The following is a 19347-nucleotide window of genomic DNA, read 5'->3' as shown; positions in this document are numbered from 1 at the left end:
AGTGGTACAACACCGAACGCGTCCAACAACGACTCAAGGGCCTGACCCCGACGCAATATCGGAATCAGGCCCTTCAACCCCTAACCGCCTAGAATTAAACCAGTCCAACTAACGGGGGCTAGTTCAAAATCCGCGCGGGGGTTTTCCGCACGCGGTGTATCGTTGCGTTATGAAAACAGCACTGCTCATCGTCGATGTTCAGAACGATTTTTGCCCCGGCGGCAGCCTCGCCACCGCGCGTGGCGACGACGTCGCTACCGCGATCGCGCAGCTTATCTCCGGCGACCACGGCTACGCCCACGTCGTGGCGACCCAAGACTGGCACATTGATCCAGGCGCGCACTTCTCCTCCGAGCCGGACTTTGTGGATTCATGGCCGGTGCACTGCGTCGCGGGCTCCGACGGCGCGGCGTTGCGCGCGCCCCTGGATCCGGAACACATTGAGGCCTTCTTCCGCAAGGGTGAGTACCGCGCCGCGTACTCGGGTTTCGAAGGCGCCACCGAGGACGGCACCCAGCTGGCCGAATGGCTCAACCGCGCCGGAATCAGCGCGGTTGATGTGTGCGGCATTGCCACGGACCACTGCGTCAGGGCGACAGTCCTAGACGCTTTACGGGAGGGCTTCGACGTTCGAGTCTCGAAAGAGCTGTGCTCGCCTGTCGACGAGGCCCGCGCCGCACGGGCCCTCGACGAGATGCGCGCTGCGGGCGCACAGGTTAAAGCTGGTTATCGCTAGCGACGAGCCAGCAGGCGCTGCAGCTCCTTGAGCTCCTTCTTGCGCTTGCGGCCGTTGAGGGCCTTAATGCCGATCAGCACAGCAACACCGACGCCGATGCCGACGAGGACCTTCTGCACGGTCTCATCCTGGAAGAAGTTCTTAGCCTGATCCTTCGCGTTGTCAGCGAGCGTCGACGGGTTCGCGCGGTGCGCAATCTCGTCGAGGGTGCTTGCGAGCTGGTCGCGGGTGCGCTCGATGTCGCGCTCGATGTCATCAATATCTCGTGCCACGGTGGTGTACTCCTCAGGTCTGCAAACTCTTAGTAAAGGTTTCCGAACCTACATTAGTGTAAAACCTAAAGACATGACCGAAAATACCCGCTTGCATGTAGGAGATCGCGCCCCCGGTTTCAGCCTGACCAGCGATCGGGGCCAGACCGTGGCCCTGTCGGATTACGCAGGCTGCAAGGTGCTCGTCTACTTCTACCCCCGCGCCAACACGCCCGGCTGCACGACGGAGGCGTGCGACTTTTCCGAAAGACTCGGTGACTTCGACAACGCAGGCGTCGACGTCATCGGAATTAGCCCGGACTCTCCCGAGGCACTGGCGAAGTTTCGCGAGGACCACGGCCTGGGCATCGAACTGCTCTCGGATCCAGAAAAGACGGTGATGAGCGAGTGGGGCGCGTACGGGGAAAAGCTCAACTACGGCAAGACGGTTGTCGGGGTGATCCGCTCGACCTTCCTCATCGGCGCCGATGGCGCGATCGAGCAGCTGCAGTACAACGTGCGCGCCTCGGGCCACGTCGAGCGGATTCTGCGCGACTGGCCGGTGTAGCCACGACACTGGCGTCGTAAAAACGAAATCAACGCACGTCCCGTTTGCGCGGGCGTGCGTTGATTTCGTGCCACCCCGCGCAGCAAAGTTGACGCGCTATAGCAGACCGAACGTCGAGGAGGCCAGCGCGGACATCGGCGCGCTGAGCTGTGCGAGCGGGCCGAAGACGCTTGTGATGGCGTCGATAATCGGATCCCAGATCTCGGGGTCAAAGGGTGTCGCGATCCGTGAGGACATGTAACACCTGTCCTTTCTTTTGTGAAATAGTTTCAAGTCTCAACTATGCTATCTAACCCATAAATCATTTGTTACAAAAGTCAGTCGATAGGAGAACCGTGACACCGAAATCAGCCGCTTCCCGCCGAGCCCGCTTCACGGCCCGCTTCACGGCAGCTGTGTGCACCGCCGCGCTCGGCGCAACGCTGCCCGCGGTGGCATCTGCGCAAATGCCCAACCCGCTGTCCTCCATGTCGTCGACAGGCTCGTCGACGGGCGGCTCGTCGGGTGAGGATGCACCCCTGGTTACCCGCGAGCAGCCGGCCGTGCAGCCAGCGCAGATCTTCACCGAGCCGTCCCGCGAGCTCACCGCTGAAGAGCTGTGGGCGATTGGAAACCGCGGTGTCGAGTACGCCGAGGCCTACTCGCCGGTGATGGGACGCCGGGAGAGCATGCTGATTGCGCGGCCAAAAGATCCCGCTCTGCGCGACAACGCACCGACGATCTACCTGCTCAATGGTCTTGACGCGGGTACCGGCTGGTTCGCCTACACGGATGCCGCGGAGTTCTACACCTCCCGCGGCGTCAACGTTGTCATGATCACCTCGGGCGCGTTTTCCTACTACACCAACTGGATCCAGGGCCCTGATCAGTGGGACACCTTCCTCGCCCGTGAGCTTCCCCTCGGGATTGAAAGCTACCTCGGAGCGAACGGCAAGCGCGCCGTGATGGGCGTGTCCATGTCCGCCACTTCGGCGCTCTCGCTCGCCCAGAACAACCCCGGCGTCTACAACGGCGTGGCCTCGATCTCCGGCTGCGCCTCGACGACAAGCCCGCTGGGCAAAGTGGGGGTCGACGCCGTGTTTGCCTCCGCGCACATTCCGCTGGAGTTCGAGGACGTGTGGGGCGACCCGAATGGCGAGTACGCGCGCTCCTACGATCCGATGCTGAACCTGAACAAGCTCTCCCCCGAGTTCCAGGGGCAGAACCTGGATATCTTCATCTCCTCCCCGAGCGGCCTAGCGGGCATGGAGTCGCTGACCACAGGCAACATTGTTGATCCGGGCAACAAGGATCTCGCTCTAAACTTCGTCACCATCGGCGGGCGCACCGATCTCGCCTCCAACATCTGCACGCACGTGTTGGACCAGCGCCTGAACATGCGCGGCATCGACCACGAGGCGCGTTTCTACCCGCAGGGCACGCACAACTGGAACTCTTTCCGCTGGGCCGTGGCCGACTCCTGGCCCACGCTCAGCCGCGGTTTGGGCAAGCAGCCGTAGCGTTAGCCAGGGTCAGCGGTAGGGCCTATCGTGGACGCTATGGCAAACATTGAGAAGACCATTGCCGGGCGATCCGGCCGGCAGAACGTCAGCTTCGCCCTGTCTTTCGCCGCGCTGATCGTCGTGCCCGCGCTGCTCGCGCTGAGCCTCCAGCCGCGCGCAACCACGTCGACGCTTCTGGTCTACCTGCCGGTGGCATCGCTTCTGCTTGGACTTATCGACGCCACGTGGTTCCGCTTCACCTGGTCCTTCCCCGCCATCGCCGCCGTAATGTTCTGGGTGTCCACTGCGCTGATGTACAACCCCGGCACCTGGATCTACGCCGTCGGTGTGTTCGTGGTGTGCGCTCTCGGCGGGGCCATTGGCAACGCGCTGACCACACGGGGTGGGCGCTAGGCCATGGAAGTGTGGAGGCTGAACCACCCTGAGCGCGGCCCGATCACCGTCGAGCGCGGTTACGATGCCGAATTCGTAGCACTCTACCCCGACTGGCCAGCCACGCCCGAGGACGCGGCGCGGGAGTTTCGGCAGACGCCAGCCACGGCGTCGATACGCGAACGGCTCGAGGACGTGCGGGCGAATCCGCCAGCGCGCCTGCAGGTGTCGGTGGGCCCGCGCGTTGTGGCGCGCTACTCGGGGATCTCCTCGGGGCGTATCCCGCTGACGTCGCCGAACACAACGATGCGCTCGACGTACGGCGTGGCAGATCGTTCCAAACCTCACCTGGCGATCCAGGCGAACTTTTTCGACGATGTCCTGAGTATTGATTACCGCGAGGGCCCCACGGTGGTCGAGTTCGACCCGCCGGAGGGAAGCCGCGGGCACAAGCGCCGCGCACAGATGGAGTCGAGCGCAGTCAAAAGGGTCGCGTATCCCCTGGCGCAGGGCCTGGGCAAAGGCGGCTGGGCGCTGGCCGTGATCATCCTTGGCCCGCTCGTGGCGCGGTTTTTCAACTCGCTGCTGCAGTTTCTACCCGATGTCGAGATCACCCTGCCCTCGGTCCACCTTCCGGTACCGAGCCTGCCGCAGATCTACCTTCCAACCCCCGTTATCACGTGGCCGGATATCGACTTTCCCGACCCACCTGCGTGGCTGATATTTCTCATGGAGTACAGCAGGATCTGGGTTCCCATCGTCATTGGCCTGGCCGTCGGCATCATTGCTGTACGCAACCATCGAAAGTCCGAGCGCGAGAAGCGGCGGTGGAACGATACCCACACTGGTGATTATGGTGCGCCCGGGGAGACTTGAACTCCCACGTCCGAAGACACTGGAACCTAAATCCAGCGCGTCTGCCAATTCCGCCACGGGCGCGTGCAAACCATCATGTTACATGGCCCGCCTAGCTCGACGGAATCATGCCGTGGGTGCCGAGGAAGTCGAGCATCTCCTCCGCGATCCGGGCCCGGTTGTGGCGTTTGAGGAACTCGTGGCCTTCATCGTCGAGCATGAGCAGGCGCGTCGGGATCCCCCGGGCGTCGAGGGCCTCCTTCATCTGGTGGGACTCGCTCGGCGGGACGTTGTTGTCGTGGGCGCCGTGGATGAACATCACCGGCGCGACGACGTTGTCGGCGTCACTCAGCGGCGAGAAGCACTTCAAAAGCTGCGCGTCCTGGATGGGGTAGCCGTACTTCGGGTACGCGGCGCTGGCGATCCAGGGCTCGGTATCGCGGTAAAAGGTTTGGATGTCGCTCATGCCGCAGGCGGCGATCCCGCAGCGAAACAACTCCGGAAACGCGGTCATGCCCTGCAGCGTGAGGAAACCACCGTAGGAGCGGCCTGATACCGCCACCCGCTCGGGGTCCGCCAACCCCGCGGCGACGAGGAAGCGCACCGTGTCGGCCAGGTCGCTAATACCACGGAAGCGGCCGTAGCGGTTGTCCGCGTTGACGTAGCTGCGCCCGTAGCCGGAGGAGCCGCGCACGTTCGGGGTAAACACGCTGATCCCGGCGCGGATAACCGCCGTGAGCACGTCATGGTACTCCGGGCGCGACTGGCCCTCCGGCCCGCCGTGCAGGTGGATGAGCATGGGCCTCTTCTCATCCGGGTCATCGCTGCGGTACAGCCAACCGGAAAGCTCGAGGCCATCGCGCGCGGTGTAGCTGACGTGGTCGGGCGTGTTCTCGCTGATCTGCGCCCCGCGCATAGACTCGCCCAGCGAGTCCTTCGGTGAGAAAACCTTCACCTGGGGGCTCACGTCAGGGCCCTGCACCGTCAGCGCCAACAGTGAGCCGTCCTCGGTGACCGAAAGCGAGGAGGCCACCATCCCGGGAAGCTCGATCGAGCGGCGCGCTTTTACCTGGAGCTGGCGCGACATCACCATCACCTCAAGCTGAGAGACGCCGTTGCGGCACCACAGCACGGCCGCGACCTGCTTGTTGCGGCTGAACACGATCTGCTCCACGTCGGCGTCGCCGTATTCTGCGATCACCGTCATCTCCGGCTGCGCGGCGCGGAAATCAATGCGCATCAACCGGCGCCGGTTCGCTCCCCAGTCGCCGTGGATCACCAGCGACGGCGGGCCCTGTTGCCCCTCATCCAGCGGCAGCACCACGCCCTCGTCGACGGTTGAGCCCGGGTCCGGGGGCAAAAGCGGCTGCCACGTTCCGTCGGGGTGGATGAGCAGCAGCTCCCGGTTACCGCGGGGGCCGACGCACATCAGCGAGTAGCCCCCCTCACAATCCACAAGCATCGCGTCGGCGCGGCGATCTAGCAACTTGGTCGTGCCGCTAAAGGGGTCCACCAGTCGCGCTTCAGTGATGCCGTCGTCCTGCAACGCGGCCACCGCGAGGTACTCGTTGTCCCATTCAACGATGCGAACCCGCAGGTCGCTCGGGGTGTTCACACCCTTGGCGGACGAGTCGGACGGGTCGGTGGTAACCAGCCAAATCTCGGAGTTTTCCGAGCCCTTAGGCGCGGCCTCGCAGGCCAGCCACTTGCCATCGGGCGAGTGCAGGACGCGGGTGACGGGGCCGTCGACCGGGATGTTGACGGGGCGCTCTTTGCCCACGCTGCCATCGGGCAGGATGGTGGCCTGGACCGCGTAGGGGTAGGCGTCGTCACGCGCGATGAACGCGATTTCCGAGCCGTCCGGGCTAAGCGATGGCCCGTAGGTGAAGCGAACGTCTTCGCGCACTATGTTTGCCCTTCCGTCACAATCCAGGTGTCCTTGCCGCCGCCGCCGCGCGAGGAGTTGACCACCAGCGAGCCCGCCGGGGCGACGCGCGTGAGCCCCGCCGGCGCCGTATGCACGGTAACACCTGAACCGCTGGCGCGCAGGTGAGTAAACACACGCAGGTCCACGTGCCGCGGCTGCATCGCCGCCCCGTCGAAGGTGGGCAGGGTGGACAGGCCCACGACCTCCTGGGCCACGAACTGTTCGGGCTTGACCAGGAGCTCTTGACGACGCTCCTGGAGCTCCTCGTCGCTCGCCTCCGGGCCGATCGTGATGCCGGCGCCACCGTAGCCGTCGATCGGCTTGACCACGAGCTGGTCAAGGCGCTCCAGCACGCGGTCGCGGTGCTCGCGGATCGCACACAGGTAGGTCGGCACCGACGCCAGGATCGGCTTCTCGCCGAGGTAGTACTCGATCATCTGCGGAACATAGGCGTAGACGGCTTTGTCGTCGCCGACGCCGTTGCCCAGCGCGTTAGCCACGGTGACGTTGCCCGCGGTGATCGCGCGCAGCATCTTGTAGCGCAGCTCTGCGCCGTCGGCCCCGCGCGAGGATAAGAACATATCCTCGTCCATGCGCAGGTACATCACGTCGATGCGGCGGCGCCCGCGGGGGCCGACCTCCCACCCCACGTTGTCCTCGATCAGCAGGTTCTGCGGCAAGACAAGGTCAATGCCGGAAACCTCCGCGATCTTGACCTGCTCGAAGTAGCTCGGGTCATCCTTGCCGCGGGTAACCACGACGATGCGAGGGTCGTCCTGGGGATGCGGCGGCAGCGCCGCGGCAAGCGTCTCGCCCATCATCGCGTAGCCCTCGGTGGGATCATTGAGCGGCTGCGGCGCGGTGGCGAACAGCTCCGGGTAGTTGCGCTCCATCATCTTCCTCGCCTCCACCCCGAAAGCGATGCCGGAGGGCTGGCGCACGTTATCCTCCAGGATCTGCCAGCCGGCCTCCGAGTAAATCAGGTCCGAGCCCGAAATGTGGTTGCGCACGGCGCCGCGCCACGCGGCGCGCCCCGTTGAGCGGTAACCGGGGGACTTTTCCAAAATGTCGAGCCCGACGATCCCGTCGCGGACGATGTCCTGGTCGCGGTAGATGTCGTTGAGGAATAAGTTGAGTGCCTTGGCGCGCTGCTCCACGCCGGCGGTGAGGTGGCCCCACTCGCGCGCAGTGATGATGCGCGGGACCATGTCCATCGGAAACGCCTGTTGGGTGTCCATACCCGTTGCCCGGAACGTCACACCCGCGGCGCTGAGGTCGCGATCCGCCACTGTCTGCTGCTTGCGCAGCTCCACCGCGCCGAGCTCGCGGGCGGTGGCCAGCACGCCTGCGTAGACGTCTCGGTCGGCGCCGTTCGATTCGACGGCCTCGTCGATGTAGCCGCTTTGGACCCACGTCGTCGGGCGGTACGCCCCAAACAGCGAGCCCTCCGTGCCCTTGTACTCGGTGAGCCAGCCGACGGTTTCGGACATGAGCTGATCCACCACGTCGTCAAGACGCCCGCGGCTACGGTAGGCGCGGCGCTGGCGGTACGCGCTGGTGCCGGTGCGGATGATGCCCTCGACGAAGCGCGTGACCATCTCGAGGTCGCCGCTGGCGCGCAGCTCGTCGGTAAGCAGCTCGACCGTGGAGCGCAGCACCTCGGCCGCAGGTCGCGGCGTGTACGTCTCGGGGCAGATCAGGCTGCCTTCGAGCCCGGAGCGCGAGGCACGCCACATCATCGAGCGGTGCAGGGTCGGATTCAGCGGCGGCGTCGGCGTGGAGGCGTCGACAAGCGCTGCCTCGCGAACAACCATCGCGCGAAACAGCGCCGCGATGGTGGAAATCGCGTCCACCGAGGGGCAGGAATCGCACACGCGCAGCTCGAGCAGGGGTTTGCTTACCGACGGCGCCAGGCTGTAGTACATCATCGCCTCATCCGCGATCACGCCCGCCTTGATGAGGGTGTCCACCAGCTCGTCGTACTCTTTCGCGTTGCTCACCGGGGCAAACGGCCCGCTCGTCGGCCAGCGCTGCCCGGTGAGATCGCGCGAGCTGGCGTAGCCGGTGTCGCTGCCTTCGACGCTAAACGGCGACGACGCCGACAGCGCCAGCAGCAAAGGAAGGTGCCGGCTCACGCCCGGCGACACCGCCACAGCCTGGTCGCGGTCACGCACCTCGACGTGGATCTGGGCGCTGCAAATAAGCTGCTCGCGGGCCAAGAGGGCGTAGTCGGCGCTCATCTCCATGTACCGGCTGCGCGGGGTAATCGCCAGGCTCGCGCGATGCGCTAGTGGCATCGTGCCGGCCGCGGCGATTGCCAGCCCCAGCGGCTCCGCGACCGAGCTCGCCCTCGCGCGCCCCTGCAGAAGCTCATCGCGCAGCGATGTGACGTCGCCGTGGGACCCGCTCGCGACCTGGATCATGGAATTCTGGATCGACGGTGCGAAGGCATCCCCCTCCAGCTGGCTCAACAGGACGTCCGCTTTCGGCGCGAGCCGTCGCGTTTCCTTGTCTACGAGCTGGAGTTCCTCGAGAACCCTCATTTTTCGCGTTTCCATGAACACATAGTACGGCAACAGTCGATTGTCGAACTTTCGGATGATGTTGGTAGACTCGCGTGGTGTGAGTGAACCAGCCGAGCCCCGCCAGCGCTCCCGTATTCGGGTGCGCGCCTGGCACATCGTGCTGCTCGTCGTTGCCGTGGTCGCGTCACTGCTGCTCGCATACTGGCAGTGGACCCGCTACCAATCCGGCACCGGAACATTCCAAAACTTGGGCTACGCCCTGCAGTGGCCGTTCTTCGGCGCGTTTTTCGTCTACGCCTACCGCGCGGGCCTGCGCATGGAAAACGAAAAGATCGACGCCGTGAACGAAGGCCGCAGCCTCGACGAGCTGTACCAGGCGGATCTCGCCCGCTACGGGGACGACGAAACCGAAATCGACACCGACCTCTTGCCGCCACGCCCTGAACTCGGCGTCGAAGAGTTCAACGCCTTAAATCAACCCCGCCGCGGGCACCACCGAAACGGAGAAAGCTAGAACATGACGCACACTGCCCCCTCCCCCAAGGTTCACCCCGAGCGTCAGCGCCGCGTGAAAACCGCGCTGCAGCTGTTCTCCGCCACCGCGTGGGTTACCGGCGTACTCCTGCTTCTGCTGGTGGTGCGCATGGTGATGCAGTACCTGCTCAACTTAGACGTCAGCGCGCTGGACTGGGTCGCGCGCGTGCACGGGCTGGCCTTCATCGCGTTCCTCATGGCCTCGCTCAACCTAGGCACAAAAGCGCGGTGGTCCGCCGCTGAATGGCTGACCACCGCGTTGTCTGGCGTTGTGCCGTTGATGTCGTTCTTCGTGGAGGCGAAGCGCCGCCGTGAGGTGCAGCGCACCTTCAAGCTGGCGGGTTAGTTGGACGTCCTTTACTTCGCCGCGGTGCGGGTGAGCACGATCGTGCCGAGGCCCTCCGCCTGGCCGTTATCCGGGCTCAGCGTCAGGGTGTCACCGTTGAGCTGGGCGTTGTAGTTGAGATCGCGGCCCGTCTTCGGGTCGACAAACTGGAACTCGTCGCCGTCGCGCTCGCACTTGGCGTCATTCGTCTCGCCGTTCGCCTCGGTCACGGTCCACTCGCAGTCACCGCCGTCGAGGGTGATCTGGGCCTGGGCCTCGCCCTTGGCCGCATCTGCCGGGGTGGCCGTGCCCGACCACGCCCCGTCGTAGTCGCTGGAAGAGCCACAGGCGGCGAGAAGTGCGCCTGAGGCGAGGATGGTAGCTGCTGTGGCAATCTTTTTGTTTTTCATTATTCTTTCACTGTAGCGCCAACCAGGTCCGCAATGTGGGGGGCCAGAGCTGTGAGCGCCCGGGCGCGGTGGGAGCGCTCGTTTTTCTCCGCCGCACTGAGCTGCGCCGCCGAGCGGCCACCGCCGTCGTTCGGCTGGAAAATCGGGTCGTAGCCGAAGCCGTTTTCGCCCCGCGGCTCACGCAACAGCTGGCCCTCCCAACGCCCCTCTGCCGTGAACTCGTCCCCCGCCGGCCCGACCAGCGCGCAGCAGGAGACGAACGCGGCGTCGCGCAGCGCGATGTCCGTCATCTGGCCCAAAAGGAGCGCGTTGTTGGCAGCGTCGTCACCGTGCGTGCCCGACCAGCGCGCAGAGAGCACGCCGGGCATGCCCTTGAGCGCGGTGACGGCTAGGCCGGAATCATCCGCCACGCAGGCCAGCCCCGTCGCGGCCGCTCCCGCGCGGGCCTTGATCAGGGCGTTGTCCTCGAACGTCAGCCCGTCTTCGACGGGCTCCGGGTAGGCGTCGACATCGCGCATTGAGACCAGCTCCACGCCCGCAATCCCGAGCTCGGCGAGGACTGCCTCGAGCTCCGCGAGCTTCTTCTGGTTTCCAGAGGCGACGAGAACCTTTACCACCCGAGCGCCGCCTTCTGCGCCTCGATGAGCTCACGGCAGCCCTTCTCCGCGACGGTGAGCATCGCGTCGAGCTCGGCGCGCCCGAATAGGCCGTGCTCGCCGGTGCCCTGGATTTCTACGAAGTTTCCGCTGTCGTTCATCACCACGTTCAGGTCCACCTCGGCGCGCGAGTCCTCCTCGTACGGCAAGTCGAGGGCCACGTGGCCGTCGACAAGCCCGGCGGAGACAGCGGCGACCGGGGCGAGCAGCGGCTCGCCGGGGACCAGACCGCGCTCGCTTAGAAACGCTATCGCGTCAGCGAGGGCGACGTACGCGCCGGTGATCGAGGCGGTGCGGGTGCCGCCGTCAGCCTGGAGGACATCGCAGTCGAGCTGGATGGTGTTCTCGCCGAGCTGCGCCAGGTCCACCGCGGCGCGCAAGGAGCGGCCGACGAGCCGGGAGATCTCGTGCGTGCGGCCCTTGACCTTGCCCTTCATCGACTCGCGTGGCATGCGCTCGTGCGTCGCCGACGGCAGCATCGCGTACTCCGCGGTGAGCCAGCCCTCGCCCGAGTCCTTCTTGAAGCGCGGCACGCCGACCTCCACCGAGGCGGTGCACATCACGCGGGTTGCGCCGAACTCCACGAGCACGCTGCCCGCGGGGTTGGTGGTAAATCCGCGCGTGATGCGCACGGGCCGCATCTCGTCGAACGCGCGGCCATCTAAACGGGTGAACTCAGTCTTCGGGTCAGTCATGACCGCCAGGGTACTAGAGGTCGAACACATCTCCCGCAGCGCCGAGGAGGATCTCGCCGTCGAACTCACCGCGCGCGGCCTGAAATGTGGCCTGCTTGTCGGCCCACGGCTGGATGTGGACCAGGACCAGGGTCTTCACCCCGGCGCGGCGCGCGATCTCCCCCGCCTGGGCGCCCGAGAGGTGCATTCCCCCGGGCTTGCCCTCAGCAGACGGGCCCCAGGCGGCCTCACAGAGGAAGATGTCGGCATCGCGGGCGGCGTCGACAAGCGTGGGCGTCATGCCGGAATCGCCGGAAAACGCCAGGACCTTGCCCGTGGAGCGTTCGGCGACGCGCAGCGCGTGCGACTCGAGCGCGGTGTGCTCCACCGGCACTGGGGTGACGGTGATGTCGTCAATCTCCACCGCTTTGTTCGCTACCCAGGTGGACACGTCGAAAGTGTCGGTGATGTCATCGACCTCGTCAGGGCCGTCGGCCCCCATCCGCCCGATGTGCAGCTTCGTGTACGACGGCCCGAACATCATGTGGCGCTGGCGCGCCGGCGCCGTCGGGTGAAAGCGACGCCAGATCGCCAGCGAAGCGGTGTCCGAGCAGTGATCGGCGTGAAGGTGGCTAAACAACACATGCACGTCGGCCGGGTCGTGGACCTCCTGCAGCGCCGCGAGCGCCCCTGGACCACAATCCATCAAAATGCCGGAGCGGCCCGGCACCGTGATGAGGTAGGAAGATCCTGGGTTGCCCGGCGCAGCGAGACTGCCGGAGCACCCGAGAATGGTCAATTTCATGGAAACACCATGCCACGAAACCGCCGCGGAATCTAACCGAACGCGCGGCGCGCTAGCCGCGGCCGACCGCGCGGATCTGCGGCCCGAGGAAACGCGCGGCGAGCCGGTTGAACGTCTCCGGGTCCCCGGTCGACTCGAACACGCGCGTCGGCGCGGGCGCATCGAGGCCTTCGGGGGCGAGCAGGTCGCGCTCCGTGAGTACGCGCAGGACGTCCTTGGCCGTCTCCTCAGCCGAGGACACCAGCGTGACGTTGTCGCCCATTGCGAGCTGAATAACGCCCGAGAGCAGCGGATAGTGGGTGCAGCCGAGCACAAGCGTGTCCACCCCGGCCGCCTGCAGAGGCTCGAGGTAGCCCTGCGCCACGCCGAGGATCTGCCGGCCGGAGGTCACGCCGCGCTCGACGAACTCAACGAACGCGGGGCACGCTGCCGCGGTCACCTCAATTCCCGGCTGCAGGGAGAACAAGTCTTGGTACGCGCCGGAGTTAATCGTTCCTATGGTTCCGATCACACCGACGCGGTTGTTGCGCGTGGTGGCGATCGCGCGGCGCACAGCGGGGCGGATGACCTCGATCACCGGGACGTCGTAACGCTCGCGCGCATCGTGCAAAAACGCCGCCGAGGCGGTGTTGCACGCGATCACCAACATTTTCACGCCCCGCTCAACGAGCTCGTCGGCGATGTTCTGCGCGCGGATTCGCACATCGGCGATCGGCTGCGGGCCGTAGGGGCCGTTGGCGGAGTCGCCGATGTAAATGAGCGACTCGTTGTGCAACTGGTCCATCATCGCGCGCGCGACTGTCAGCCCGCCGAGCCCGGAGTCGAACACTCCGATTGGTCGAGCGTCAGGCACGGCGCTGCCCCTTGGCCACGCGGCGCTGCTGGCGCTTCGCTTGCAGCTCGGGCGGGCCATCGGAGGTGATCAGCATGCCCGCAACGATTCCACCGATCGCACCGAAGAGGTGGGCCTGCCAGCTCACGCCCGGGGTGCCTGGCACAACGCCCCAGATCAGGCCGGAGTAGAGGAACCCGAGCAGCACACCCAGGGAGATCTGCTGGATGGAGCGGTTGAAAAAGCCGCGCACCACCAGGTACGCGAGCCAGCCGTAGACCAGCCCGGAGGCACCGATATGGTTGGTGCCGATCCCACCGGTAAACCACGTACCCAGTCCGCCGATGACGCATGCGATGAGTGTGACCTCCCAAAACACCCGCGAGCCCGAGTATCCGATGAGGAAGCAGAAAATCGCGCCCGGGATAGAATTCGAGACAATGTGGCTGAGCCCGGCGTGAAGCAATGGTGAGGTAAAAATGTGCGGCAGAGCCGCCGGGTCAAGTGGATGGATGCCGAAGTAGTTCAGGTTCCCGCCGAAAATCACCGTGTTGACAATGAACACGGTCCAGATCACCGCGAGGTAGCCGAAGGCGTAAGCGAAGCCGGTGGCGCGCTTCTGCTTCGGGCTCTTGGCGTACTGCCGCTGCGAGGGCGCGAGCGGGCCTCCCATGGGCTGGTATCCGGGGGCGCCGAAACCGCCGCTGGGCTGCGAGGCGCTCGGCGGGTTGAAAGGATAGTTCTGAGTCATCGCCCCACAGCTTAGTGCTGCTTAGCCGTCGGTGGTGACAATATCGCACCACGCTGGGATGTCGTAAGCCCCCGTCGCGTGGGCGACCGCGTCGACGATCGCAGCCTGGACCGCGTCCGCGGCGGCGGCAGTCAGAGGAGCGAGCTTATCGACGCCCACCTCCAACGCCCCGACCCCCGCGGGCACGGACACGGCGAACAAGGTGTCCCCGTCCAGCGGGGAGTGCGCGGGGCGCACCGCCCTGGCCAGCCCGTCGTGGCCGGCGATGGCCAGGCGCTGCAACTGCGCGGGGCGAAGCGAGGCGGTGGTGGCGATCACACCAATGGTGGTGTTGAGCTTCGGGCCTGGGCGCTCCAGCGTGTTGAAGGTGTCGAGCTCGACGGCGGGCTGCGTGGGGTCGCCGTAGAGCAGTCCCGTGGCGGGGTCGATGACCGAGCCCATGGGGTTGGCCACCACGGCGGCCGCGACCAATGAGTCCCCCACCTCGACGGACGCGACGCCGAAACCGCCGCGCAGCACACCCGCCGTCGCTCCGCACCCGGCACCGACGCTGCCGGTGGCAACCGGGGCGGTGTGATCGAGCGCCGCCGCGACCGCGGCCGCACCGTCCTCGGCTCGCGGGCGGTGGGCGCTGTCGCCGACGACGAGGTCGAAGATCACGGCAGCGGGGACAATCGGCACCCTCGGGCCAGCCACGCCATCGCCGAAGACCTCAAATCCGATGCCGCGGGCCTCTAGCTCCCCCATCGCCCCGTCGGCGGCGGCAAGCCCGAAGGCGGAGCCCCCGGCGAGCACGATCGCGTGGACACGCTCGACCGTGTTGTGGGGTGCCAATAGGTCCGTCTCGCGCGTGCCCGGTCCCCCGCCGCGCACGTCAACGGCTCCGATCATGCCTTGCGGATCCCGCGAGACCAGCGCCGTGACGCCGGTGTCGCCGAGCGAGACGTGGCCGATGCCGACGCCGAGCACAGTGAATATTTCCGTGTGTAAGTGACCCACGGGCCTAGTGTAAACGGACTTATCGCCCGCAGCGCGGCCCGTCGATGATGTCGGCGGCGAATTCGATCGGCGTGTCCCCGAACCCCGTTTTCGACACCTTGCTGCGCCCTGAGCCGATGTTGGCGCGCTCCACGCTCGGCAGGGCCGGCTTCCACGGGCATAGACTTTCTGTTTATGGATGCACACTCGATTGCCGTACACGACGCGCACCTGAACAACCAGCGACATGTTGACGTGTCGCTCCCACGCAACAAGGTTGTCGTGGTGACGGGGGTGTCGGGCTCGGGTAAGTCCTCGCTGGCGTTCGGCACGATCCACGCCGAAGCCCAGCGACGCTACCTGTAGTCGGTCGCCCCGTTTGCCCGGCGCCTGATCGCGGGCGCGGTGGACCCGAAGGTGGGAAACATCGAGGGCCTGCCGCCGACGGTGGCGCTTGAGCAGTCGAAGACTTCGGGCGGGGCGCGCTCGATCGTCGGCACCTTCTCCACGCTGTCAAGCTCGGTGCGCCTTTTGTACTCGCGGTGCGGCGATTATGCGGAAGGGGTGCGCGAAAGAAACGGTGGGCGGCTAGATTCCGACGCGTTTTCACCGAACACCACGGCCGGGATGTGCCCGAAGTGCCAGGGCACCGGTGTGGTGCACCGCCCAGTGGAGAGCACGATGGTCCCGGATCCGTCGAAAAGCATCAACGAGGGCGCGATCGCGGCGTGGCCCGGGGCGTGGGCTGGAAAGAACTTCCTCGCCATCCTCGACGCGCTCGACGTCAACCTCGACTCCCCGTGGCAAGATCTCGACCAGAAGGACCGCGACTGGATCCTGTTCACCGACGAGCGACCGATGGTGACCATCTCCCCGGTGCGCGGTGCAGATCAGATTCGAAAAACCTACAAGGGAACGTGGAAGTCGGTCGCGAACTGTCTGACCGACACCCTGCACGAGACACATTCCGACGCACTTCGCCGCCGCGTGCTCAGCTACATGAATCAAAGCACCTGCGACATGTGCGACGGCCGGCGCCTGACCCCCGATGCCCTGCTAGTCACCTACGCGTCCTTGCCTATCGACGCCCTCACCGCGCTGCCGATGGATGAGCTGCTGGCCATCCTCGATGAGCGCTTCGACCCGGAGCCGAAGGAGGGCGAAGACGCCCGCGACGAGGCGGAGCGGCTGCTTCTGTCCCAGCTCGTGTCCACGCTGCGCACTGTGGTGGAGCTCGGCATCGAGCACTTGAGCCTCGACCGGCCCGCAGCTCAACGACACCTCGCGCACCCCGACCGGCGAACTGGTCATCTCCGACATCCACGCCCGCTCGCTTCAGGGTGTCGACTTCCGCCTCGGGCTGGGCACGTTCACCGCGGTGACGGGCGTGTCCGGATCAGGCAAGTCGACGCTGATCACCGAGACGCTGCCCACCGCGCTGCGACAGATCAGCGTGGTCACCAAGGGCAGCGCCGCGGCGCAGGAGTCGGCGAAGGACGTAGACGACCCTGCCGCCGTGAGGATCGGTTCGGTCACCGGCGCCGAGGACGTTGACTACCTGGTGCGTATGATGCAAAAGCCCATTGGACGCACGGCGCGCTCGACGCTGGCCACCTACACCGGTTTGTTCGACCGGGTGCGCAAGCTCTTCGCCGACACTGACGAGGCGAAGCGCCGCGGGTGGGGTGTCACCCAGTTCTCCTACAACATGAAGCCGGGACGCTGCCCCACCTGCAACGGTGCCGGCACCATCGAGGTGGAGCTGGTGTATCTACCCGGCAGCTACACCGTGTGCCCGGATTGCTCCGGCGCGCGCTACAACGACGAAACCCTAGATGTGACCTGGAACGGCTACACCATTGCCGAGGTGCTGGAGTTCACCGTGGACGACACCCTCGACGTGTTCGCCGAGGAGGCCACCATTCGCCACGCCATTTTATCCCTGCGCGCGGTCGGCCTAGGCTACCTGCGCCTCGGGCAAGGCGCTCCAGAGCTCTCCGGCGGCGAAGCTCAGCGCATCAAGCTGGCCACCAAGCTGCAGCGCGCCCGGCAAAGCTCGAAGCAGCACACGCTCTACGTTCTCGACGAACCGACAACCGGTTTGCACCCTTGGGATGTGGACAAGCTTGTGACGGAGCTCAACAGGCTTGTCGACGCCGGCAATTCCGTCGTCGTCGCCGAGCACAACCTCAGCGTGATCGCCCAAGCCGATCGCGTTGTCGAGATGGGACCCGGCGCGGGTGCCAAGGGCGGCGAGATCTGCGCCGACGGCACGCCCGCGGACATCGCCGAACGCGACAACATTGCGACAGGGCGGGTGCCGGCAACCCTGTAGGGACTAATCGGCCATCGCTTGAAGCAGCGAGTCTTGGCAGAACGCGAGCCACTCTAAGAGTGTTTCGCGGTCCTGCGCCTCCGCCTCGCCGCCGCGATCGTCTTCCGAGACGTAGAGTCGCATGTCGTTGAGCGCGGCGAGGAAGCTGTGCGCCTCGGCCTCGTCGATAGAGACATCCACCCCGCCGGTCGGGCCGAGCGCTGTGTTGATCACCTGCAGGTTCATCAGCTTCGCTTTGATGATGTCGTTTTCGTGCAGGCTGCGCAGCAGCCCGTTGTCGCCGTCGAACTCCTCGTCGCCCTCCATCTCAAAATCGGGCAGGAGACGGCGCATCCGCGGGTCGACCGGTGCCTCGGAGTGGCCGGTGGACAGGCCCATCATCTCCGAGAACTCGTCTTTCGGCGCGGATTGGGCTCTCGCGATCAGTGCCTCCGACACGGTGGCGGTGAGGTCTCCGATGACTTCGCGCTCCAACGGCTCGAATCGGGTGGTGAACTTCACTCCCGAGCGCATGAGACCTTTCTTGCGCTTCCAGTGCTCCATGTAAAAGTGCGCTCCCCTCTTACCCCGCCTGCTGCATGGTGGCCCACAGCCCGGCCGTGTGCAGCTTCTTAACATCGCCTTCGACTTTGTCTTTTTCACCCGAGGAGACGACAGCTTTGCCTTCCGTGTGGACCTGCATCATCAGCTCGTTGGCGCGCTTACGGTCGTAGCCCAACACGGTTTGGAACACGTAGCTGACGTAGCTCATGAGGTTGACGGGGTCGTCCCACACGATGCACATCCACGGCAGGTTCTCGCTGACTACCACGTCGACCTCGAGTTGCTCGTCGAGCTCGGGAGTCGCCATGGGGGAACCCATTGCGTGCAACTGAGACGAACCTGAACACATCATGCGCACGACTTTACCCGCAACCGGTCGCGCACGCGCAGCCGGCGAGTACGCTGTTGACGCATGACCAACGTTCAGGCTCAGTCGCACGAATCGACGGCGTTTCTCACCGACATGTACGAATTGACCATGCTCGATGCCGCGTTCCAGGACGACACCGCGCACCGCGAGTGCACGTTCGAGGTGTTTGCTCGCAAGCTTTCCGACGGCCGTCGCTACGGCGTCCTCGCCGGCATCGCCAGGGTGCTGGATGCGATCTGCCAATTCCGGTTCACCCCGGAGCAGCTAGCCTCGGCCGACTTCCTCTCCGAGGAGGCGAGGGAATACCTGCGCAACTACCGCTTTTCGGGTCAGGTTGACGGCTACCGCGAGGGAGAGATCTATTTCCCTTACTCGCCGCTGTTGACGGTGCGCGGGACGTTCGCGGAGTGCGTGATTTTGGAAACGGTGATCCTGTCGATCCTCAATTCGGATTCGGCCGTGGCGTCCGCCGCCTCGCGCATGGTCACCGCCGCCGACGGCCGCCCACTCATCGAGATGGGATCGCGCCGCACGAACGAACGCGCCGCCGTCTCCGCCGCCCGCGCCGCCTACATCGCAGGGTTTTCGTCCACCTCGAACTTGGAGGCCGCGATGCGCTACGGCATCCCGAAAGCGGGCACTGCCGCGCACTCCTGGATGCTGCTGCACGTTGATGAAAACGGTGTTCCCGACGAAAAGGCCGCGTTTGCCGCCCAGGTCGAGAGCCTGGGCCCGGAAACCACGCTGCTGGTGGACACCTTCGACATCACGAAGGGCGTGGAAAACGCCCTCGAGGTTGCGGGGACGAAGCTGGGGGCGGTGCGCATCGACTCCGGTGACCTCGGCATCGTCTCCCGCCAGGTGCGCAAGCAGCTGGACAACGCCGGCGCCGTCGACACCAAGATCATCGTCTCGTCCGACCTCGACGAGTTTGTCATAGCCGGTCTGCGCAGCGACCCGGTTGACGGTTTCGGCGTCGGCACCTCCGTGGTCACCGGCTCGGGCGCTCCGACAGCCGGGATGGTCTACAAGCTGGTCGAGGTCGAGGGCCACCCGGTGGCGAAGCGCTCCCGCGGCAAGGTCACCTACGGTGGCACGAAGTCGGCGCTTCGCGCCTACCGCGCTTCCGGTGTCGCCGTCGCCGAGCTCATCCACCCCGCCGACACGGAGATCACCCGGAAGAAGGCGCTGACCTACCGTGAGATGGTCATCCCGCTGATCCGCGACGGTCAGATCGTGGAACACCAGAGCGACCTGGAGCAGGCCCGCGATTATCTCGCAGCCGCCCGCACGACCCTTCCCTGGGAGGGCCTGGCGCTGTCGCGCGACGAACCCGCCATTCCGACCCACTTCATCGGATTCCCGGAACCCGCGGAATAGTTCTTGCCCGCCCCCGGC

22 protein-coding genes, 1 tRNA gene and 1 pseudogene are annotated in these 19347 nt (G+C 65.6%); 10 read left to right on the top strand and 14 right to left on the bottom strand.

All coding sequences use genetic code 11. The annotated features are described in order from the left end of the window. Both HMPREF0298_RS11780 and HMPREF0298_RS03440 read left to right on the top strand, forming a co-directional pair. Nucleotides 1–92: IS3 family transposase (locus tag HMPREF0298_RS11780; protein WP_157464394.1), on the top strand; the 92-nt coding region annotated here is incomplete at its 5' end. Between the two features lie 77 nt (nt 93–169). After that, nucleotides 170–736, top strand: coding sequence for a nicotinamidase (locus HMPREF0298_RS03440; RefSeq protein WP_006839711.1), 567 nt, complete (start codon nt 170–172; stop codon nt 734–736). Here the strand turns inward: HMPREF0298_RS03440 and HMPREF0298_RS03435 are convergent. After that, on the bottom strand, nt 733–1008 hold the full coding sequence (locus HMPREF0298_RS03435) for a DUF3618 domain-containing protein (protein ID WP_006839710.1): 276 nt from the start codon (nt 1006–1008) through the stop codon (nt 733–735). The two genes, HMPREF0298_RS03440 and HMPREF0298_RS03435, sit on opposite strands and share 4 nt — an antisense overlap. 73 nt (nt 1009–1081) lie before the next feature. Between HMPREF0298_RS03435 and bcp the strand changes: the two genes are divergently transcribed. Then, a complete protein-coding gene (gene bcp / locus HMPREF0298_RS03430; RefSeq protein WP_006839709.1) occupies nt 1082–1555 on the top strand; it encodes a thioredoxin-dependent thiol peroxidase in 474 nt (157 codons plus the stop codon). Nucleotides 1556–1651: 96 nt separating this feature from the next. Here the strand turns inward: bcp and HMPREF0298_RS12120 are convergent, their stop codons facing one another. Next, on the bottom strand, nt 1652–1792 hold the full coding sequence (locus tag HMPREF0298_RS12120; RefSeq protein ID WP_006839708.1) for a hypothetical protein: 141 nt from the start codon (nt 1790–1792) through the stop codon (nt 1652–1654). A gap of 98 nt (nt 1793–1890) precedes the next feature. Here HMPREF0298_RS12120 and HMPREF0298_RS11540 point away from each other — a divergent pair, with 98 nt between their 5' ends. The 3 genes from HMPREF0298_RS11540 to HMPREF0298_RS11775 are packed head-to-tail and all read left to right on the top strand — an operon-like array spanning nt 1891 to nt 4305. Next, nucleotides 1891–3054: an alpha/beta hydrolase gene (locus tag HMPREF0298_RS11540; RefSeq protein WP_006839707.1), complete on the top strand. Its 1164-nt coding sequence runs from the start codon at nt 1891–1893 to the stop codon at nt 3052–3054. 39 nt (nt 3055–3093) lie between these two features. Next, nucleotides 3094–3450, top strand: a complete 357-nt coding sequence (locus HMPREF0298_RS03420; RefSeq protein ID WP_006839706.1) for a hypothetical protein — start codon at nt 3094–3096, stop codon at nt 3448–3450. 3 nt (nt 3451–3453) lie between these two features. Beyond that, nucleotides 3454–4305, top strand: a complete 852-nt coding sequence (locus tag HMPREF0298_RS11775) for a hypothetical protein (RefSeq protein ID WP_006839705.1) — start codon at nt 3454–3456, stop codon at nt 4303–4305. On the opposite strand, the gene HMPREF0298_RS03415 is transcribed toward HMPREF0298_RS11775, so the two are convergent. The 3 genes from HMPREF0298_RS03415 to HMPREF0298_RS03405 all read right to left on the bottom strand — a co-directional run bounded on the left by HMPREF0298_RS03415 (nt 4284) and on the right by HMPREF0298_RS03405 (nt 8769). Further along, nucleotides 4284–4368 (bottom strand) — tRNA-Leu (locus tag HMPREF0298_RS03415). The two genes, HMPREF0298_RS11775 and HMPREF0298_RS03415, sit on opposite strands and share 22 nt — an antisense overlap. A gap of 28 nt (nt 4369–4396) precedes the next feature. Further along, nucleotides 4397–6190, bottom strand: coding sequence for a S9 family peptidase (locus HMPREF0298_RS03410; protein WP_006839704.1), 1794 nt, complete (start codon nt 6188–6190; stop codon nt 4397–4399). Further along, a complete protein-coding gene (locus HMPREF0298_RS03405; RefSeq protein WP_050758294.1) occupies nt 6190–8769 on the bottom strand; it encodes a carboxylate--amine ligase/circularly permuted type 2 ATP-grasp protein in 2580 nt (859 codons plus the stop codon). Before HMPREF0298_RS03405 ends, HMPREF0298_RS03410 begins: the two co-directional genes overlap by 1 nt. 40 nt (nt 8770–8809) lie before the next feature. Between HMPREF0298_RS03405 and HMPREF0298_RS03400 the strand changes: the two genes are divergently transcribed. Further along, the gene (locus HMPREF0298_RS03400) at nt 8810–9250 is read left to right on the top strand and encodes a hypothetical protein (protein ID WP_006839702.1); all 441 of its coding nucleotides are present in this window, start codon (nt 8810–8812) and stop codon (nt 9248–9250) included. A 3-nt stretch (nt 9251–9253) separates the two neighbouring features. Beyond that, a complete protein-coding gene (locus HMPREF0298_RS03395) occupies nt 9254–9616 on the top strand; it encodes a DUF3817 domain-containing protein (RefSeq protein WP_006839701.1) in 363 nt (120 codons plus the stop codon). Between the two features lie 11 nt (nt 9617–9627). Here HMPREF0298_RS03395 and HMPREF0298_RS03390 read toward each other — a convergent pair whose 3' ends face one another. Genes HMPREF0298_RS03390 through HMPREF0298_RS03360 form a run of 7 tightly spaced genes read right to left on the bottom strand, consistent with a single transcriptional unit; the run spans nt 9628 to nt 14722 of the window. Then, a complete protein-coding gene (locus HMPREF0298_RS03390) occupies nt 9628–10005 on the bottom strand; it encodes a hypothetical protein (RefSeq protein ID WP_006839700.1) in 378 nt (125 codons plus the stop codon). Next, nucleotides 10005–10622 carry an RdgB/HAM1 family non-canonical purine NTP pyrophosphatase gene (gene rdgB / locus HMPREF0298_RS03385; RefSeq protein WP_006839699.1) on the bottom strand — a complete coding sequence of 206 codons (618 nt, stop codon included), beginning with the start codon at nt 10620–10622 and terminating at the stop codon, nt 10005–10007. The genes HMPREF0298_RS03390 and rdgB overlap by 1 nt, the downstream gene beginning before the upstream one ends. Then, complete coding sequence (rph, locus tag HMPREF0298_RS03380; protein WP_006839698.1) at nt 10616–11356, bottom strand: ribonuclease PH; 741 nt, start codon at nt 11354–11356, stop codon at nt 10616–10618. Before rph ends, rdgB begins: the two co-directional genes overlap by 7 nt. Nucleotides 11357–11369: 13 nt before the next feature. Next, nucleotides 11370–12140 carry an MBL fold metallo-hydrolase gene (locus HMPREF0298_RS03375; protein ID WP_006839697.1) on the bottom strand — a complete coding sequence of 257 codons (771 nt, stop codon included), beginning with the start codon at nt 12138–12140 and terminating at the stop codon, nt 11370–11372. A gap of 52 nt (nt 12141–12192) precedes the next feature. Continuing rightward, on the bottom strand, nt 12193–12993 hold the full coding sequence (gene murI / locus HMPREF0298_RS03370; protein ID WP_040422452.1) for a glutamate racemase: 801 nt from the start codon (nt 12991–12993) through the stop codon (nt 12193–12195). Beyond that, the gene (locus HMPREF0298_RS03365; RefSeq protein WP_006839695.1) at nt 12986–13723 is read right to left on the bottom strand and encodes a rhomboid family intramembrane serine protease; all 738 of its coding nucleotides are present in this window, start codon (nt 13721–13723) and stop codon (nt 12986–12988) included. The genes murI and HMPREF0298_RS03365 overlap by 8 nt, the downstream gene beginning before the upstream one ends. Before the next feature lie 21 nt (nt 13724–13744). Continuing rightward, nucleotides 13745–14722 carry a P1 family peptidase gene (locus HMPREF0298_RS03360; RefSeq protein WP_006839694.1) on the bottom strand — a complete coding sequence of 326 codons (978 nt, stop codon included), beginning with the start codon at nt 14720–14722 and terminating at the stop codon, nt 13745–13747. Between the two features lie 174 nt (nt 14723–14896). On the opposite strand from HMPREF0298_RS03360, the pseudogene HMPREF0298_RS03355 reads away from it, so the two are divergent. After that, nucleotides 14897–17036: pseudogene (locus tag HMPREF0298_RS03355) on the top strand (excinuclease ABC subunit UvrA). A gap of 3 nt (nt 17037–17039) precedes the next feature. On the opposite strand, the gene HMPREF0298_RS03350 reads toward HMPREF0298_RS03355, so the two are convergent. Beyond that, entirely contained in the window at nt 17040–17579 is a 540-nt protein-coding gene (locus HMPREF0298_RS03350) for a DUF2017 domain-containing protein (RefSeq protein WP_006839690.1), read from the bottom strand. Between the two features lie 19 nt (nt 17580–17598). After that, the gene (clpS, locus tag HMPREF0298_RS03345; protein WP_050758327.1) at nt 17599–17886 is read right to left on the bottom strand and encodes an ATP-dependent Clp protease adapter ClpS; all 288 of its coding nucleotides are present in this window, start codon (nt 17884–17886) and stop codon (nt 17599–17601) included. 105 nt (nt 17887–17991) lie between these two features. Between clpS and HMPREF0298_RS03340 the strand changes: the two genes are divergently transcribed. Further along, entirely contained in the window at nt 17992–19329 is a 1338-nt protein-coding gene (locus tag HMPREF0298_RS03340) for a nicotinate phosphoribosyltransferase (protein WP_006839688.1), read from the top strand. The last annotated feature ends 18 nt before the right edge of the window (nt 19330–19347 follow it).

Origin of the sequence: Corynebacterium lipophiloflavum DSM 44291, assembly GCF_000159635.1 — a bacterium.
Lineage (GTDB): Bacteria > Actinomycetota > Actinomycetes > Mycobacteriales > Mycobacteriaceae > Corynebacterium > Corynebacterium lipophiloflavum.
The sequence above is the reverse complement of the archived record's forward strand: the minus strand, read 5'-3'. Positions and strand labels throughout refer to the sequence as shown.

Excerpts from the sequence above, each read along its gene's own strand:
- HMPREF0298_RS03440 (WP_006839711.1), top strand. The coding sequence starts at position 170 with ATGAAAACAGCACTGCTCATCGTCGATGTTCAGAACGATTTTTGCCCC.
- bcp (WP_006839709.1), top strand. The coding sequence starts at position 1,082 with ATGACCGAAAATACCCGCTTGCATGTAGGAGATCGCGCCCCCGGTTTC.
- HMPREF0298_RS12120 (WP_006839708.1), bottom strand. The coding sequence starts at position 1,792 with ATGTCCTCACGGATCGCGACACCCTTTGACCCCGAGATCTGGGATCCG.
- HMPREF0298_RS03420 (WP_006839706.1), top strand. The coding sequence starts at position 3,094 with ATGGCAAACATTGAGAAGACCATTGCCGGGCGATCCGGCCGGCAGAAC.
- HMPREF0298_RS11775 (WP_006839705.1), top strand. The coding sequence starts at position 3,454 with ATGGAAGTGTGGAGGCTGAACCACCCTGAGCGCGGCCCGATCACCGTC.
- HMPREF0298_RS03405 (WP_050758294.1), bottom strand. The coding sequence starts at position 8,769 with ATGGAAACGCGAAAAATGAGGGTTCTCGAGGAACTCCAGCTCGTAGAC.
- HMPREF0298_RS03400 (WP_006839702.1), top strand. The coding sequence starts at position 8,810 with ATGATGTTGGTAGACTCGCGTGGTGTGAGTGAACCAGCCGAGCCCCGC.
- HMPREF0298_RS03395 (WP_006839701.1), top strand. The coding sequence starts at position 9,254 with ATGACGCACACTGCCCCCTCCCCCAAGGTTCACCCCGAGCGTCAGCGC.
- HMPREF0298_RS03390 (WP_006839700.1), bottom strand. The coding sequence starts at position 10,005 with ATGAAAAACAAAAAGATTGCCACAGCAGCTACCATCCTCGCCTCAGGC.
- rph (WP_006839698.1), bottom strand. The coding sequence starts at position 11,356 with ATGACTGACCCGAAGACTGAGTTCACCCGTTTAGATGGCCGCGCGTTC.
- HMPREF0298_RS03375 (WP_006839697.1), bottom strand. The coding sequence starts at position 12,140 with ATGAAATTGACCATTCTCGGGTGCTCCGGCAGTCTCGCTGCGCCGGGC.
- HMPREF0298_RS03365 (WP_006839695.1), bottom strand. The coding sequence starts at position 13,723 with ATGACTCAGAACTATCCTTTCAACCCGCCGAGCGCCTCGCAGCCCAGC.
- HMPREF0298_RS03350 (WP_006839690.1), bottom strand. The coding sequence starts at position 17,579 with ATGGAGCACTGGAAGCGCAAGAAAGGTCTCATGCGCTCGGGAGTGAAG.
- clpS (WP_050758327.1), bottom strand. The coding sequence starts at position 17,886 with ATGGCGACTCCCGAGCTCGACGAGCAACTCGAGGTCGACGTGGTAGTC.
- HMPREF0298_RS03340 (WP_006839688.1), top strand. The coding sequence starts at position 17,992 with ATGACCAACGTTCAGGCTCAGTCGCACGAATCGACGGCGTTTCTCACC.